Source organism: Acidaminococcus nyctereutis (assembly GCF_052216985.1).
In the GTDB taxonomy this organism is placed as follows: domain Bacteria; phylum Bacillota; class Negativicutes; order Acidaminococcales; family Acidaminococcaceae; genus Acidaminococcus; species Acidaminococcus fermentans_A.
This window is the reverse complement of the sequence record NZ_JBQOUY010000011.1, coordinates 64,461-79,642: the sequence shown is the minus strand read 5'-3', so window position 1 is coordinate 79,642 and position 15,182 is coordinate 64,461. Positions and strand designations below refer to the sequence as shown.

The following is a 15,182-nucleotide window of genomic DNA, read 5'->3' as shown; positions in this document are numbered from 1 at the left end:
TTCTCCTTTCAGTTCTTCGTGGTGGTTGAGGTGAAATGTAGCTTAGATATGTCTTTATTTTATCGTAAGACAAGGGGTCTTGTGAACAGGAATGTCCACAAGACCCCAACATTTATTATAGAACCTTAATTTAGCAAGGAGGAGAAATAAAGACGTCAGACCGGCCCTTTGGGCCTTTCAGATGTCTGATGTCAGCTTGTCTGTGATAAAGCAGGCCGGACCTTCATCTAATCCGAACAAAACTTGACGTCTGACGTCTCAAGGCCCCTTTGGGGCCGTTTCTGACTTCTTCTTCGGCGTGAGGCGTGAGACTGAAAAACGGCCCTCCTTTGGGGAGAGCCGTTTTTGCGGTTCTGATGGAATGATCAGAAGGTTACGGTCAAATCGGACCATAGAGTGCGGGCGTGTTTGCCAGCAAATTCCCCTGCATCCCCATTCTTATCCTTCAGATCATAGTATTCTACAGTAGCAATCATGTTCTTGGCCACTGCCAGTTTGCCACCCACCATGTAGCCTTTGAACCCAGTGATCGGGAACAGATAGTAGTCACCATTCATGGTATGGGCAGCTACCGTCTGGGCACTTTGATCATAGTATTTGGCATACAGGCCCCAGCTGCCAGGCTTGCTGTTTTCAGCCCCGGCATAGTTCAGGCCGAATACATATCCGTCATCATCCGGATCGACACCCGTCCAAGATTTTACTGCGTCAGCCTGATCCGCGTCGCCTTTTAAGTACATGGCGCTCACATTCCATTTTCCGGCGGTATAGTCGGCGCCTACAGTCCAAATCTTATTGTCAGATTTCGCCAGATGAGGATATCCAACTACAGAACCGAAGTCCTGTTCATTGATTTTCGTATAGGTGGCTTCTGCGTGCAGGTTGCCCCAGTTGCCGCCCAACGCAGCATTCCAATAGGTATCCCCAACCGAATCATTCTTATCCGTGTTCCAACCATACCGGCTATTATTGGCCAACTTACCCCAAGCAGCAGAGAAATAGCCTTGGCCGAACTTCACACCAGCACGGACAGCATCGGCCCGGTCATCAAATACATTCCCATCAGCGATGAAATCGTTGAACCGTCCGGCAGTGATATCCACAACCCCGATGTTCCCGGTCAAATAAGCTCTCTGGAATTCCGTATCACTATCCCCAGATTCGTTCTTGCCTTCCAGGTTCTGCATATTCTGGAGCATCCCAACATAATGCCAGTTGTCGTTCACTTCGCCGGTGAAGAACAAACGGGACCGGAGTTTGGTATCAGAACGATCTGCCACGCCTTCGTCATTGGCAGCTTTTACTCGTCCGCCGCTGGCAGCTCTATGATGGAACCGGAAGTTCCCGGTGATTTTTACATTGTCCGCGTTCTTTTCCAGTTTGGCCACCCGGACGCCCAGGTTATCCAGTTCATCCGCGAATTCGCTGACCAGTTTGTCATCGGCTCCGATAGCGCCTTTGGCCAGGGCCTTGGCCACGATCTGGGCCATTTCGTATCGGGTCATGGTCTTATCACCCTTGAAGGTCCCATCAGGATAGCCATCGACGACGCCGGCAGCAGCCAGTTTGGCTACAGCGCCGTATGCCCAGTGGCCGGCGGGCAGATCGGAGAAAGGATTGGCTGCGAAAGCGGTGGCACTGACACCCAGTGCCATGGCCATGGCAAAGACTAGAGATTTTTTCATTGGAGAGTCCTCCTGAAGTTTATTTTTATCCAGGCAGTCCTTTCCACTTTCCCCATTTTCGCGAGTCTCCTTGTTTCCTCTGGTTCTGGGTAAAGCTTTCCGGCACTGACCGGGATAAAGCGAGTATGAATCTACGTGTGAATTTTGTGTCATCTTGCATATTTGTAACATATTTTGCGAAAAATGGCAATATGGTGAAATCAAATTTGTAGTATAAGATAATTATTGTATATTTTATTACAAAAAAAGAAGCCCGGTCGACAGTTTCCCATCGACCAGACTTCTCCAGTTCATCAGTATATGTCAGGATGAAATGGATCAGAAGGTTACGGTCAGTTCGGACCACAGGGTGCGGGCATGGCTGTTATCCAGGTCGCCGCCCTTGCCTTTCAGGTCATAGTATTCCACCGTAGCCACCATATTCTTGGCTACCGTCAGGTTGCCGCCCACCATATAGCCTTTGAAGCCGTAGGTATCGAACATAGTGTAATCCCCGTTCATGGTGTGGGCCAGAACGGTAGGAGCGGACTGGTCATAGTATTTGGCATACAGGCCCCAGGTCCCCGGTTTGCTGGTTTCAGCACCGGCATAATTCAGGCCCACCACATAGCCGTCATCATCCGTCCCGCTTACTTTATCGATGTAGTCATTATCGCCTTTCAGGTACATGGCATTGATATTCAACTTACCAGCCTGGTAATCGGCCCCCAAGGTCCAGATCTTGTCATCCCCCTGCATGCCCATGGCTTTTACATCATCGGCTTTCAGGTAAGTTGCTTCTCCGTGCAGGTTGCCATAGTTGCCACCCAATACAAAGGCATAGAAAGTATCTGCAGCGGATTGGTTCTTATCTTCCTCTGCCGTCCAGCCATAGTTCACATCGTTGGCCAGTTTGCCCCAGGCTGCATCGAAATAGGTCTTGCCGAAGTTGATCCGGCCTTCGATGGCATCGGCCCGATCATCGAATACGTTCCCATCGGAGAAGAAAGCGTTGTAACGGCCTGCGGTCAGGTTCACAGCCCCGATATTCCCGCTCAGGTAGGCTCTCTGGAATTCCGTGTCACTATCCCCGGATTCATTCTTTCCTTCGAAACTCTGGATATTCTGGATCATGCCGGTATAATGCCAGTTGTCGTTCACCTCGCCCGTGAACCATAGACGGGACCGGAGGGTGGAACCATGGTCATTTCCACCATAAGCAGCCTTAGCAGCGCCGCCTCTGACCGTATAGGTGGCATAACGGGCAGCCCCGGTGATCTTTACATTGTCCGCGTTCTTTTCCAGTTTGGCCACCCGGACGCCCAGGTTGTCCAGTTCATCCGCGAATTCGCTGACCAGTTTGTCATCGGCACCGATAGCGCCTTTGGCCAGGGCCTTGGCCACGATCTGGGCCATTTCATAACGGGTCATGGTCTTGTCACCCTTGAAGGTGCCGTCAGGATAGCCATCGACGACGCCGGCAGCCGCCAGTTTGGCCACAGCGCCATAGGCCCAATGGCCGGCAGGCAAATCGGAGAAGGGATTGGCCGCAAAAGCGGTAGCGCTGACGCCCAGGGCCATGGCCATAGCAAAGACAAGAGATTTTTTCATTGGAGATTCCTCCCAGAGTTTATTTTTATCCAGGCAGTCCCTGCTCCGTCCTTCCCTTCCCGCGAGTCTCCTCGTTTCCTCTGTTCCAAGAAAAGCGTTCCAGTGCCTGACCGAGATAAAGCCTGTGTGAAAAGCCTGTTACAATTTATAAAATTACCATATTTTGCATAGTAATGCAATGAATCCAGGCTTCTTTTGGGTTTTAAGAAGAAAATTGTATAGTCCAGTACATTTTTTTCAAAAAGACGGCTCCTGCAGAAGCCGTCTTTTCAGCCACTATCAGAAAGTCACCACGATCTGCGACCACAAAGTCCGGCTGTGGTCGCCGTCTTTGATCTTCAAATCATCATTGGCGTCCCGAGTCTTCAAATCGTAATATTCCACCTTGGCCACCATATTCTTGGCCACCGTCAGATTGCCGCCCACCATCCAGCCTTTGAAGCCGGCAGGACCGAAGGAGCTATAATCCCCGCACATGGTATGGGCCACGTAAGTAGCGCCGCCCTGGTCATAATACTGGGCGTACAGGCCCCAGCTCCCCGGTTTGGCGGCGGTAGCACCTTTGTATCCCAGTTTGGCCACCCAGCCGTCATGGTCCGGTTCCACACCGTGCACCCATTCATCGGCATCCCCGTGGAGGTACATGATGCCCCCATTCCATTCCCCGACCTTGTAGTTGGCGGCAGCAGTCCAGATGTTGTTGGATCCGGTCACCCACTCGGTTTTCAGGTCTTTGATATGGTAATAACTGGCTTCCAGGTTCAGGTTGCCCATGTCGCCGCCCAGTACAGCCTGGGTGAATTCCCCGGCTTTGGAGGCTCTGGCCTTGGCTTGTTTTTCCTTATCGGTTTCATTAAGGCCGGTCCAGCCATAAGTGCTCTTGTTGGCCATTTTCCCCCAGGTAGCGCCCAAATAAGCCTTCCCGAATTTGGTCTTGGCGTTGATGCCGTCCACCCGGGTATCGTAGATATTGCCGTCCCCATAGAATGCGCCATAGCGGCCTGCGGTCACATTGATGGTTCCAATGTTCCCGGTGAGGAAGGCCCGCTGGAAGTCCGTGTCGCTGTCTCCAGAATCGTTCTTGCCCTTGTTGTTCCACTGCTGTTCGTTCTGGATCATCCCGGTATAATGCCAGTTGTCGTTCACTTCCCCGGTGAAGAAGAGACGGGACCGGGTCTTGGTGACGCTGCTCCGGCCCCGGTCCCCCGTAGTATGGACATAGTGGGTCCGGATGTTCCCGGTGACTTTGACATTGTCTGCGTTTTTCTCCAGCCGGGCCACCCGGACACCCAGATTGTCCAGTTCGTCGGCAAATTCGCTGACCAGCCTGTCATCGGCGCTGATGGCCCCTTTGGCCAGGGCCTTGGCCACAATCTGGGCCATTTCATACCGGGTCATGGTCCGGTCGCCCTTGAAGGTGCCATCAGGGTACCCATCCACCACGCCGGCAGCCGCCAGCTTGGCCACGGCGCCGTAGGCCCAGTGACCGGCAGGCAGATCGGAGAAGGGGTTGGCGGCAAAAGCAGTAGCGCTGACACCCAGAGCCATAGCCATAGCAAAAACTAAAGATTTTTTCATGGGAGATTCCTCCTGGAGTTTATTTTTATCCAGGCAGCGCCATCCTCTTCCACGAAACGGAGTTTCCTTGTTGCCTCTGTTGCTGGTGAAAGCTTTCCGGCCGCTGACCGGGATAAAGCGGGTACGATTCTTGTTTCAAATGGTATATTTTATAATTCATACTTTTATCATATTTCTGAAAAAATAGCAACCCGTATATTCATTCTTCATGACATAAGTTATTTCTTGTATGATTTGTTACATATATAAAAAGACGGTTCCCGAAGGAACCGTCTTTTGGGTGATTCTGAAATTAGAAGGTAACAACCATCTGAGACCACAGGGTCTTGTTGTGATCGCTGGTGGAACCTTTGTCTTTCAAGTCATAGTATTCAACCTGAGCTACCATGTTCTTAGCCACGGTCAGGTTGCCGCCGACCATCCAGCCTTTGAAGCCGTCCGGACCGAAAGCATCGTAGTTGCCGTTCATGGTGTGAGCGATATAGGTAGCGCCGCCCTGGTCATAGTATTTACCGAACAGGCCCCAAGAACCAGCTTTGGCAGCTTTGGCACCCTTGTAAGCCAGTTTGGCAACCCAGCCATCGTTGTCGGGTTCTACACCGTTAACCTTATCATCGGCATCGCCGTGCAGGTACATAGCGCCAACAGTCCAGTCACCAGCTTTGTAGGTAGCAGCAGCGGTCCAGATGTTGTCTTTGCCAGTCATCCAAGCAGTCTCGATATCTTTTGCATGGATGTAGTTAGCTTCCAGGTTCAGGTTGCCGATGTCGCCGCCCAACACTGCCTGAGCAAATTCGCCGGCTTTAGAATCCGTCTTGGTGCTCCAGCCATAGGTATCCAGGTTGGCCAGTTTGCCCCAGGTTGCGCCGATGTAGGTAGCGCCGGTCTTCACGTTGGCGTTTACAGCATCAACACGGGTATCATAAACGTTGCCTTCAGCATAGGTGCCGTTGTACCGGCCGGCAGTCATGTTCACCACGCCGATGTTACCGGTCAGGTAGGCGCGCTGGAAGTCGGTGTCGTTGTCACCGGAGTCATTCTTGCCTTTGTTGTTCCACTGCTGTTCGTTCTGCAGCATCCCAACATAATGCCAGTTGTCATTCACTTCGCCGGTGAAGAACAGACGGGACCGAGTCTTGGTCACGCTCTTCTTGCCATAGTCGCCAGTGGTATGAGCATAATGGGTACGGATGTTCCCGGTGATCTTTACGTTGTCAGCGTTCTTTTCCAGTTTGGCAACGCGGACACCCAGGTTGTCCAGTTCATCAGCGAATTCGCTGACAAGTTTGTCATCAGCACCGATAGCGCCTTTGGCCAGAGCCTTGGCAACGATCTGAGCCATTTCATAACGGGTCATGGTCTTGTCGCCTTTGAAGGTGCCATCAGGATAACCGTCAACTACGCCGGCAGCAGCCAGTTTGGCAACAGCGCCGTAAGCCCAGTGGCCAGCAGGCAGGTCGGAGAAGGGGTTAGCAGCAAAAGCAGTAGCGCTGACACCCAGAGCCATAGCCATAGCAAAAACTAAAGACTTTTTCATAGGATATTCCTCCTTCGGAATGTCGGAGTGGATTCCCTGGGAACATCTGGCTGACTTCTGCCGCGAGTATCCTTGTTTCCTCTGGTTCTTTCAGCGTTCCGTCCCTATGGAATTCACAATGCTATTGTGACAACTCTTTGTCACGTGCTTATTTTACCACAAGATGACAGAAAAGCGCAAATATGTGAAATCTTTTTGACAATGATTTACAATTTTATTTGTTTTTGTTTTGAAATTTCATAGTTTTATCGTTTAAGATTAAATTTGTAGTAAATAAAAAGGACGATTCCGAAGAATCGTCCTTTTTATATTGGGTTTGGAATTAGAATGTCACGACCATCTGAGACCACAGGGTCCGAGCATGGGCATCGGATTCCTTGCCCTTCAGGTCATAGTATTCTACCTGAGCCACCATATTCTTGGCCAGGGTCAGGTTGCCGCCCACGTTATAGCCTTTGAAGCCTTCCCCGTTGAAGGAATCCCACAGGCCGTTCATGGTGTGGTAAATCATGGTCGGAGCTCCCTGATCATAGTATTTAGCGAACAGGCCCCAGCTGCCAGGTTTGGAAGCGGTGGCGCCTTTGTAACCCAGGGATACCACGTAGCCGTCATCGTCGCCATTGGTGTATTTGCTGTTCTTCAGGGTATCGTCGTCACCCTTCAGGTACATGGCACCGATCTTGAAGTCACCGGCTTTGTAGTTGGCCCCCACGGTCCAGATCTTGTTGTCCCCGGTCAGTCCATTGTCGATGTACGGGTTCAGATCGTCCGCCTTGGTGTAGGTGGCGGCCAGGTCCAGGTTGCCGATATTGCCGCCCAGTTCTGCATTCCAGAACTTGTCAGCTACGGAATCATCCTTGGTCCATTTCCGGCCGGCGATGGTCCCCATATCACCGTTTGTCCAGCCATAGGTATCCTTGCTGGCCATTTTGCCATAGGCAGCGCTTACATAAGCCTGGCCAAAAGGAACCTTGAATTGGACAGCATCCACCCGGTCATCGTACACATTACCTTCGCCGATAGTCTTGTTGAACCGGCCGGCCTGGATGTTCCAAACGCCGATTTTGCCGTCCAGGTAAGCTCTCTGGAAGGAAGTATCAGAATCCCCGGATTCGTTCTTGCCCTGGAAATACTGGTTGTTTTCCAGCATGGAAACGTAATGCCAGTTGTCATTGACTTCCCCGGTCAGGAACAGACGGGTACGCAGGCGGGACTGAGATTTGTCACCGACACCTTTCAGTTTTCCGCCGCTGCTGTCCCGGTAGCTGGCCCGGACGTTCCCGGTGATCTTTACGTTGTCCGCATTCTTTTCCAGTTTGGCGACCCGGACGCCCAGGTTGTCCAGTTCGTCAGCGAATTCGCTGACCAGTTTGTCGTCGGCACCGATAGCGCCTTTGGCCAGGGCCTTGGCTACGATTTGGGCCATTTCATACCGGGTCATGGTCTTGTCGCCTTTGAAGGTGCCGTCAGGATAGCCGTCAACTACGCCAGCAGCCGCCAGTTTGGCAACCGCGCCGTAAGCCCAGTGGCCGGCAGGCAGGTCGGAAAAGGGGTTCGCTGCGAAAGCAGTCGCGCTGACACCCAGTGCCATAGCCATGGCAAATACTAAAGATTTTTTCATAGGAAAACACTCCCTTGGATTGGATTTGTCCTGCTGCCAGGGTTCCTTTCTGGTGTCTTCCGGTCTTTTCCGTGCGAGTATCCTTGTTTCCTCTACGTACACATTCCGGATTTTTCCATCCAGTGGCCCCTTGGCGGGACGGTGTGAATCTCTTCACACTGCCAGTGTAGCATGGAGCAAAAAAAGAAACAAGGTATCCAGGAAAGAGTTTCCATTTCCATTAGATAGTACCTTGTTTCTTCACTTGACTATTGGGTCAGTTCCGTGACTTTGCAGTCATTATTTCACATTTTTATCACGGAGGTACCGCCATACCAACACGGCGGCCGCTAGTCCATCCACTGCGGACGGTGCATCCAGGAGCGCCTGGGGCAGGAACCGTTTCCAGTCCCGGGGCGGAAACAGCTGCCAGTAGAGTTTTTTGGCTTCCTGGGTGCTGCCGTATTCATCCACGGTAAAAAGGGGCAGCTGGGGAAAAGTTTCCTCCAGCTGCCGGTGCATGGTCTTTGAGGTAGTGCCGTCTCCCAGGACGCATCCGGCAGGGCGGTCCTCGGCCAGAAAGGTCCGGAGATGGTCCGGAAAATGGTCCGTGGGCAGGATGGCCTGGCGGACCAGAGTGCCGTCAGCAGCCACCAGGGCGGCTCCCGTCTTGTCTCGGCCGGGATCCACCCCCAAGTACAGTCTTGGGGATTCACTCACGGGGCATCCCTCCTGACGGGCGGATTTCCAGATCCAGCAGTACGGGACCGGCTACGGTGATATCCTTCCGGGCCCGGGCAGTAATGGTGACCCGTCCTCCTAAGCTGCGGATCTTTTCGCTGGCGTTGGACAGTTCGGTGCTGGTGATGGCCCCCACATCTCCGGTGATAGGATTGGGGATGACCCCATCGGCCTGGGCCGACTGATTCACGGATTTCAGGAAGGCCATGAGCGCTAGGTCGGATTCATTGGAATGGGGATCTACCGTAATGGCCTGGGCAAGGATCAGAGTACCCTGGGGATAGACCACTTTGTCACCCACCATCTCCAACCGGGACACCACCACTTCTCCGGAAAGGATATTCCCGGCAGCGCAGACCCGGACGTACATGTCCCCCTTAGAACTACCCAATTTATCAGCGGCGCTTTCCACCGCTTCCCGGCTGAGCCAGATCACCGGCGTGGAAGGATCCACCCCGATGCGGCCGGCCACCTGGATATTGGCCTGGTTCAGGAAATCCTGGAGTTGCTTCTGGGTCTCTTCTTCTTTCTGTCCGCCTTTCAGCACCCCGGAATAGAGGATTTCCCCGCTACGGAACACCACATCCCCTTCCCGGATAGCTACAATGCCTTCCCGGAGTTTCTTGGCGGTGTTTTCCAGGGATTGCACATCCTGCTGGAGCTGGTCCCGGGCCGCTTCTGCCTGGCGGACCTGGGCCTGGGCTTCCTGGAGACGGGCACTGGCTTCGCTGTACCGGGCCTGGAGCTGTCCCAAATCGGCCTGGGCCTGCTGCATCTGGGCCTGGGCTTCCTTCATCTGGGCTTCCGCAGCCGCTTTTTGCTGCCGGGCCTGTTCCGCCGTCTGGGTGGCTTCGGTGATTTTCTGGTCCAGTTCGGCGATTTTGGCCCGCTGGGCAGACAGTTCCTTGTGGGCCTGGTCCCGGGTGGCCGTGAGAGAAGCGATTTCCGCTCGCATCTTCTTCATGCCGAACAGGGCGGTGCGGACTTCCTTAGAGGTGATGGTCAGGACGGTGATGGTGAGAGCGGCGACTAGGATGCCGCTGAGGATGGTCATGACCACGGAAGTGTCATGAGGGCGCAGGCCAAAAAGCCGGAGCCGTTTCTTGCCGATTTTGCTTCCCAGTTTATCGCCCAGATAGGCAATGAGCCCGCCCATCAGGGCCAGGACCAGGATCAAGGTAATGCCGGTCATGGGATGCGCTCTCCTTTCGTGTGTATATTTTCCTGTACATTATAGCATAAAAAATGGGCCCGTGAACGGGGCCCCTTTTTATGCTGTCAGCGGTCAGCTGCCCTTGGATGGTCTCCTTTTGCCGAGGCGGGCTGATGTCTCAAGGCCCGTCAGGGCCGTATCTGACTTCTTACCCGGCTGCCGGGTTCTCCTGTTTCCCCACCAGTTCTGTCTCATTTGAAGAAAAGCCAGTACTATGCTACACTGTCCATACGGCCGATGGTCGGTCCCCGCCGATGCGGGGAGGTGATACCATGAGCGACTATGAAACAGCCATGCTTGTACTGGCTTTTCTACAGCTCCTTGTGGGCATTCTCACCTTGTTGTACCATAAGTAACAACAGCCGATAACGCAAGCGGGAACGTCACAAGTTTTTAACTTTCGGCGGGTCCGACGCTGCGAAACATCGGCCGCTTTTATATTTGTATTATACCTTGACGGTGCAGGGTTGTCAAAAAGACGTCAGACCGGCCCTTGCGGGCCTTTCAGATGGCAGAAGTCAGATTGTCGGCGCTAAGCAGATCAGACCTGTTGCTGTACCGAACAAAGATGACGCCTGATGTCTCAAGGCCCGTCAGGGCCGTATCTGACTTCTCAACAGAGCCGTCTTTATCCTTTCCGGCTCTTCCCGGTTTTGTAATCGATGGTGATGCCGGGCTGGTTGTTGTAGACAAACACGTTGAACTGGATGCCGGCGCCTTTGTCTTCCACGCTCCAGGCTTCCATCTGGACGCCCCGGGCCACCAGGTCATTCCCCCTGAAAATCGGAGTCACCCGGTACAGCACATGGTGGTTTGTTTCTTTTACATAGTCGGCCACCATGTTTTCAAAGGGCAGCATGCCTGTGACATTCAGATACCGGGTGCCGGTGATCAGGTTCTTGGGGTTGGCGTTTTCCGCAGTCAGCTGATAACCGATGAGATGGCACCGGTTATACAGGTATTTCCCGTCGATGCCTTCATACTTCACCGTCTGCCAGCCGGAGGGCTTGACGCTGCCGATGGGGCCCCGTTTCTGGGTGGGCATGGTCTCCCGTCCCACATTAGCGTAGGCGGGGCCGCAGCGGCCCAGGCTGTCCAGATTGCTGTACCGTTCAAAGGATTTCTTGGTCTTGTCCTTATCCGGGAAATCGGGCACATTGTGATTCAGCACCACATAGGGCTTGTTGGTGAAGGCGGGTATGGAAGCCAAATCGAAGGAAGGCTGATCCTTCCCCACCTGCTGGGTGACTTTGGTACTATTTTTCGCTGGTGCCTTTTTATTGGCAGCGGGCTTGGAAGCCCCGCAGGCCGTGAGGATCAGGGACAGGGAAACCAGGAGAGCAGCCAGGAAGGCGGTGATTTTTTTCATTTTACGTATACCTCTTCTGTAATCTTGTCATGGGATGAGCCGGGAAAATCTGTGGAAGAGATTTTCTGCCACCCCTCGTTCAGGTCGATGTCGAAGAAAAAGTCCCCGGGGTAAGCCCGGTTCCAGCGGTACAGGATGATCTTCTCGATTTTCTCCACATAGGGTGCCGCCTCTCGGTCTTCCAAGAGGCAGTATTCTCCAGGACCGGCCTGGTCCAGGAAATCATCAGCCACCTGGATATTGGGGGCTGGAGGGTCGAACAGGCCGGCGGTATAATCATCCATCCACAGGGGCGTTTTCCCTGTGAGATCCAAAATACGGGCCCGGAGGAGCCGGTCCTGGCTCTGGCGCCGTTGGTTGAACAGAAGGCCGCCGGAATCATCGACGGCAGTGATGAGGAACATGGGATCAGGTCCTTTCGTTCATGTGGCTGTTGCATGGGCAACGCCCTGTCATACGTCATAGGTCATACGTCATACGCCGATGGTAGCCAGCTCTGCTGGCTTTAAATGGTAAAAAGCAACTATGCCTGTTCTGTCCTTTAGCAAAATCAACTTGTTAAAGTTGATTTCCAAAAGCGTATGACGTCTGACGTATGACAAAAAAAGGGGGTGACCCCCCCCCTTTTTATACATTATCCTTTTTATAGATCATCCAGCACCCGAAGGCTCCGCAGAGGAGGTTGGGGGTGGCGGCGGCCAGAAGGGGCGGGATCACGCCGCCCTGGCCCAGGCCGGTCATGAAGGTCATGATGGAGTAGTAGATAAAGATGATGATCACAGAGAAGCCCAGACCCATGGACGCTCCCGTCCGCTGGGACTGTACCCCCAGGGGCACCCCGATCAGGGCGAAGAAGAAGCTGGCCAAGGGCACGGTAAAACGCCGGTAGATTTCCATTTCATACTTGCTGGTGGGCATGTACTGGCGCTTCAGGATATCGATGTACATCTTCAGTTCCCCGATGGTCATCTGGTCCGGATCTTTCTGGTCCAGGGTAATGGCCTTGGGCGTCTCGCTGATGGGCAGCACCTGCTTGTCGAAGGTCATGGTGCGAGCCACCCCATCTTTCCCGGTGAGGTCGGTGATGGTGCCCCCTTCCATGATCCAGGTCCCCTGGGTCCATTTGGCTTGGGGCGTCCGCTGGATCCGGGCTACCTTCCCGTTGTCCCAGTCTTCAATGGTGATATCTTTCATCATCCCCTGTTTCTCGTCAAAGGTCCGGGCATAGGTGAGCCGGACCAGCTGTCCCTTGGACACCTGTTTGATCAGTACATGGTTCTGGGTCCGGGGTTTGGTATCCCGTTTGATTTCCACTTTGATGATCCGTTCGTATTCGGTCTTGGCAGGCGGTACCACCTTTTCCGCCCACACCACGGAAAACAGGCTCACCACGAAGCCGGCAGCCAGGATGGGAGCGGCGATCCGGCGGAAGCTCAGGCCCCCGCTGCGCATGGCGGTGATCTCACTGTTGCTGGACAGCTGGCCCATGGTCAAAAGGGCCGCCAGCAGCATGGACATGGGGAAGGTATAGTTGATCACTTCCGGCATCAGGCACAGGAACAGGCGGATCAGGGAAGAATAGGAGGCCCCGTACTGGGTGATGTACTGGGTCACCCGGAACAGGAAGGAACTGGCCACGAAAATGGTGGAAAAGGCAGCCACCCCGAACAGGAAGGGCTGCATCATCTGTTTTAAAATGTATTTATCTAAGATGGACATGGGCAGCCTCACATTCTGAAATTATCGCCCAGATAGAACTTCCGGGCTACCGGGTCTACCGCCACCTGCTGGCTAGTGCCTTCCACCAGGATTTCCCCGCGGTTGAGGATATAGGCCCGGTCCACGATGCTGAGGGTTTCCCGGACGTTATGGTCGGTGATCAGCACCCCGATGCCCCGTTTGGACAGATGGGCCACCATCACCTGGATGTCGGCCACAGCAATGGGGTCGATGCCGGCAAAAGGTTCGTCCAAAAGGATGAACCCCGGGTCAGTGGCCAGGGCCCGGGCGATCTCTACCCGGCGCCGTTCGCCTCCAGAAAGGGCACTGCCCTTGCTTTTGCGGATGTGGTCGATATGGAATTCCTGGATCAGATCTTCCATTTTCTGCTGCCGGACGCTTTTATCCGGCTCGATCTCCTCCAGGATGGCCATCAGGTTCTCTTCCACCGTCAGTTTCCGGAAGATGGAAGCTTCCTGGGGCAGATAGCCGATGCCTTTTAGAGCCCGTTTGTACATAGGGAGAGCGGTAACATCTTCGTCATCCAGGTACACATGCCCCATATCCGGGTGCTCCAGCCCTACGATCATATAGAAGGAGGTGGTCTTCCCGGCCCCGTTGGGCCCCAGAAGCCCTACGATGGTCCCCTGCTCTACTTCCAGGCTGACTTCGTTGACCACCCGCCGCCCGGCATATTCTTTTACCAGTTTTTCCGCACGTATCTTCACTCTTGACTCCCTTTATCCAATTTCGGTCTGGCCGATGGTCAGGGGCTGACCGGGCCAGCTGTAGAACTTATAGATGAACTCCGGCACATTGGCCAAGCCTGCCAGGCTGAACACCGGTACCGGTCCTGGTCCCGCCTCTTGGGGCTGGCTGCTCTGGGGTACCACCACCATCTTCACATTGCCTTCGCCCATAGCTACTTTGCCTCCAGCCCCAGTGATGGTCAAAGTATCCCCGCTGACGGTATCGTCATTTTGGGTAGCGGTGGCATGGCCGATGAGCCGGATGGTCCCATCGGCTTCTTTGGTGTTGTAGATGGCCCTGTCCGCCCGGGCGGTCAAGTTCCGGGGCGGGCTGATCAGCCGTACATTGCCGTCTGCATTGGCCACACCGGTAGCCATATTGTACTTCATATTGGCAGAATCCAGGCTGGATCCATCATCCATGGTGAGCTGGGCCCAAGATCCGATGGTCTCGGCAAACTGGGCATCGGAATCATAATCCACCTGGGCTGCCCGGAGGGTCTTATCTTCTTTCCGGAGTACGGCGTTGCCGATGGCGGAAAGGAATTTGCCCTGTTTCTTGATGATCAGTTCCGAACTGGTCAGGTGGGCATCCTTCTGGTCGGCCACGACGGAACCGGTGAGTTTCCCTTCCCCGGTCTTGGTATTGTAGTCAGCTTCTTCTGCAGATGCCGTACCGTCATCGTGACGGATCTTCACATTCCCCACGGCGGCCGCCTGTCCGCTTTTGAAATCGTACTGCACCTGGTCTCCGCTGATGGAAGACGCCGCCCAGCAGGCAGTGGAGACGGACAGAAGGCCTGCCAGGAGTCCCAGCACTGCCATTTTTTTGATTTTCAGCATTAAAATTCTCCCTTCTGTACGTGCGCATCCCGTTCCAGTTTAGCCCGATCCAGGGCAACATTGAAGGTCGCTTTCTGGGCTGTAGCCACAGTATCTTCTTTTTTCAGCCGGACATTGCCTTCCCCTACCACCGTCTGGTCTTTGTTGACCCAGGTGAATCTGTCGGCCACGGCATCCCCTCCATCGGAAGTGGTCCCATGGGGATTCTTGGTCAGGACCACGTCCTTGGAATCCATATGGACTTCCCCTTCATCAGCGGTGACCGTCATGCTCCGGCCATCCTCCTGGTAAAACGTCCCTTTGATGCCCTTCATATGGCTGATCTGGGATTTTTTATCGTAGAGCAGGGACTGGACCGTGAGTTCCCAGACTTTTTTCCCGTTTTTCGTTTCCTGGATGGTCGAACCGTTGACTTCCTGGAGTACGTCTTTGCCGTTTTCCTTTACAGGGCCCGTGGTGGGCTTGCTGCTCAGGAGCCAGGCAATGACGCCTCCCATCAGGAGCACGGCAGCGGCAATCACCAGCAGGGTACGTGTACGTTTTTCTGCATGCATGAAG

General features: G+C 54.0%; 13 protein-coding genes. All 13 read right to left on the bottom strand.

Annotated features, from left to right (window positions below):
- Window positions 1-365: 365 nt before the first annotated feature.
- The 13 genes from ACTUHY_RS07165 to lptC all read right to left on the bottom strand — a co-directional run bounded on the left by ACTUHY_RS07165 (window position 366) and on the right by lptC (window position 15,178).
- Complete coding sequence (locus tag ACTUHY_RS07165; protein ID WP_442827166.1) at window positions 366-1,685, bottom strand: porin; 1,320 nt, start codon at window positions 1,683-1,685, stop codon at window positions 366-368.
- A gap of 318 nt (window positions 1,686-2,003) precedes the next feature.
- Window positions 2,004-3,275, bottom strand: coding sequence for an S-layer homology domain-containing protein (locus ACTUHY_RS07160; protein ID WP_442827165.1), 1,272 nt, complete (start codon window positions 3,273-3,275; stop codon window positions 2,004-2,006).
- Window positions 3,276-3,554: 279 nt separating this feature from the next.
- On the bottom strand, window positions 3,555-4,853 hold the full coding sequence (locus tag ACTUHY_RS07155) for an S-layer homology domain-containing protein (RefSeq protein WP_442827164.1): 1,299 nt from the start codon (window positions 4,851-4,853) through the stop codon (window positions 3,555-3,557).
- 292 nt (window positions 4,854-5,145) lie between these two features.
- Complete coding sequence (locus tag ACTUHY_RS07150; protein WP_442827163.1) at window positions 5,146-6,390, bottom strand: S-layer homology domain-containing protein; 1,245 nt, start codon at window positions 6,388-6,390, stop codon at window positions 5,146-5,148.
- A gap of 322 nt (window positions 6,391-6,712) precedes the next feature.
- Window positions 6,713-8,011, bottom strand: a complete 1,299-nt coding sequence (locus ACTUHY_RS07145) for an S-layer homology domain-containing protein (protein WP_442827162.1) — start codon at window positions 8,009-8,011, stop codon at window positions 6,713-6,715.
- Between the two features lie 279 nt (window positions 8,012-8,290).
- Window positions 8,291-8,710, bottom strand: a complete 420-nt coding sequence (locus tag ACTUHY_RS07140) for a RuvC family protein (RefSeq protein ID WP_442827161.1) — start codon at window positions 8,708-8,710, stop codon at window positions 8,291-8,293.
- Window positions 8,703-9,923 (bottom strand): DUF3084 domain-containing protein, encoded by a 1,221-nt coding sequence (locus tag ACTUHY_RS07135; RefSeq protein WP_442827160.1) that lies wholly within the window; start codon window positions 9,921-9,923, stop codon window positions 8,703-8,705. The genes ACTUHY_RS07140 and ACTUHY_RS07135 overlap by 8 nt, the downstream gene beginning before the upstream one ends.
- Window positions 9,924-10,572: 649 nt before the next feature.
- Window positions 10,573-11,313 carry a DNA/RNA non-specific endonuclease gene (locus ACTUHY_RS07130; RefSeq protein ID WP_442827159.1) on the bottom strand — a complete coding sequence of 247 codons (741 nt, stop codon included), beginning with the start codon at window positions 11,311-11,313 and terminating at the stop codon, window positions 10,573-10,575.
- On the bottom strand, window positions 11,310-11,717 hold the full coding sequence (locus tag ACTUHY_RS07125) for a ribonuclease Z (RefSeq protein ID WP_278673484.1): 408 nt from the start codon (window positions 11,715-11,717) through the stop codon (window positions 11,310-11,312). The genes ACTUHY_RS07130 and ACTUHY_RS07125 overlap by 4 nt, the downstream gene beginning before the upstream one ends.
- 223 nt (window positions 11,718-11,940) lie before the next feature.
- A complete protein-coding gene (locus ACTUHY_RS07120; RefSeq protein ID WP_278673485.1) occupies window positions 11,941-13,032 on the bottom strand; it encodes an LptF/LptG family permease in 1,092 nt (363 codons plus the stop codon).
- Between the two features lie 8 nt (window positions 13,033-13,040).
- Window positions 13,041-13,760 (bottom strand): LPS export ABC transporter ATP-binding protein, encoded by a 720-nt coding sequence (gene lptB, locus ACTUHY_RS07115; protein WP_278673486.1) that lies wholly within the window; start codon window positions 13,758-13,760, stop codon window positions 13,041-13,043.
- A gap of 12 nt (window positions 13,761-13,772) precedes the next feature.
- Window positions 13,773-14,624 carry an LptA/OstA family protein gene (locus ACTUHY_RS07110; protein WP_442827158.1) on the bottom strand — a complete coding sequence of 284 codons (852 nt, stop codon included), beginning with the start codon at window positions 14,622-14,624 and terminating at the stop codon, window positions 13,773-13,775.
- Window positions 14,624-15,178 (bottom strand): LPS export ABC transporter periplasmic protein LptC, encoded by a 555-nt coding sequence (gene lptC / locus ACTUHY_RS07105; protein ID WP_442827157.1) that lies wholly within the window; start codon window positions 15,176-15,178, stop codon window positions 14,624-14,626. The genes ACTUHY_RS07110 and lptC overlap by 1 nt, the downstream gene beginning before the upstream one ends.
- Between the last annotated feature and the right edge of the window lie 4 nt (window positions 15,179-15,182).

Bases quoted from the DNA above. Each gene is read 5' to 3' on its own strand.
- ACTUHY_RS07135 (WP_442827160.1), bottom strand. From the start codon at position 9,923: ATGACCGGCATTACCTTGATCCTGGTCCTGGCCCTGATGGGCGGGCTC.
- ACTUHY_RS07110 (WP_442827158.1), bottom strand. From the start codon at position 14,624: ATGCTGAAAATCAAAAAAATGGCAGTGCTGGGACTCCTGGCAGGCCTT.
- ACTUHY_RS07120 (WP_278673485.1), bottom strand. From the start codon at position 13,032: ATGTCCATCTTAGATAAATACATTTTAAAACAGATGATGCAGCCCTTC.
- ACTUHY_RS07160 (WP_442827165.1), bottom strand. From the start codon at position 3,275: ATGAAAAAATCTCTTGTCTTTGCTATGGCCATGGCCCTGGGCGTCAGC.
- ACTUHY_RS07145 (WP_442827162.1), bottom strand. From the start codon at position 8,011: ATGAAAAAATCTTTAGTATTTGCCATGGCTATGGCACTGGGTGTCAGC.
- ACTUHY_RS07165 (WP_442827166.1), bottom strand. From the start codon at position 1,685: ATGAAAAAATCTCTAGTCTTTGCCATGGCCATGGCACTGGGTGTCAGT.
- ACTUHY_RS07155 (WP_442827164.1), bottom strand. From the start codon at position 4,853: ATGAAAAAATCTTTAGTTTTTGCTATGGCTATGGCTCTGGGTGTCAGC.
- ACTUHY_RS07150 (WP_442827163.1), bottom strand. From the start codon at position 6,390: ATGAAAAAGTCTTTAGTTTTTGCTATGGCTATGGCTCTGGGTGTCAGC.
- lptC (WP_442827157.1), bottom strand. From the start codon at position 15,178: ATGCATGCAGAAAAACGTACACGTACCCTGCTGGTGATTGCCGCTGCC.
- ACTUHY_RS07130 (WP_442827159.1), bottom strand. From the start codon at position 11,313: ATGAAAAAAATCACCGCCTTCCTGGCTGCTCTCCTGGTTTCCCTGTCC.
- ACTUHY_RS07125 (WP_278673484.1), bottom strand. From the start codon at position 11,717: ATGTTCCTCATCACTGCCGTCGATGATTCCGGCGGCCTTCTGTTCAAC.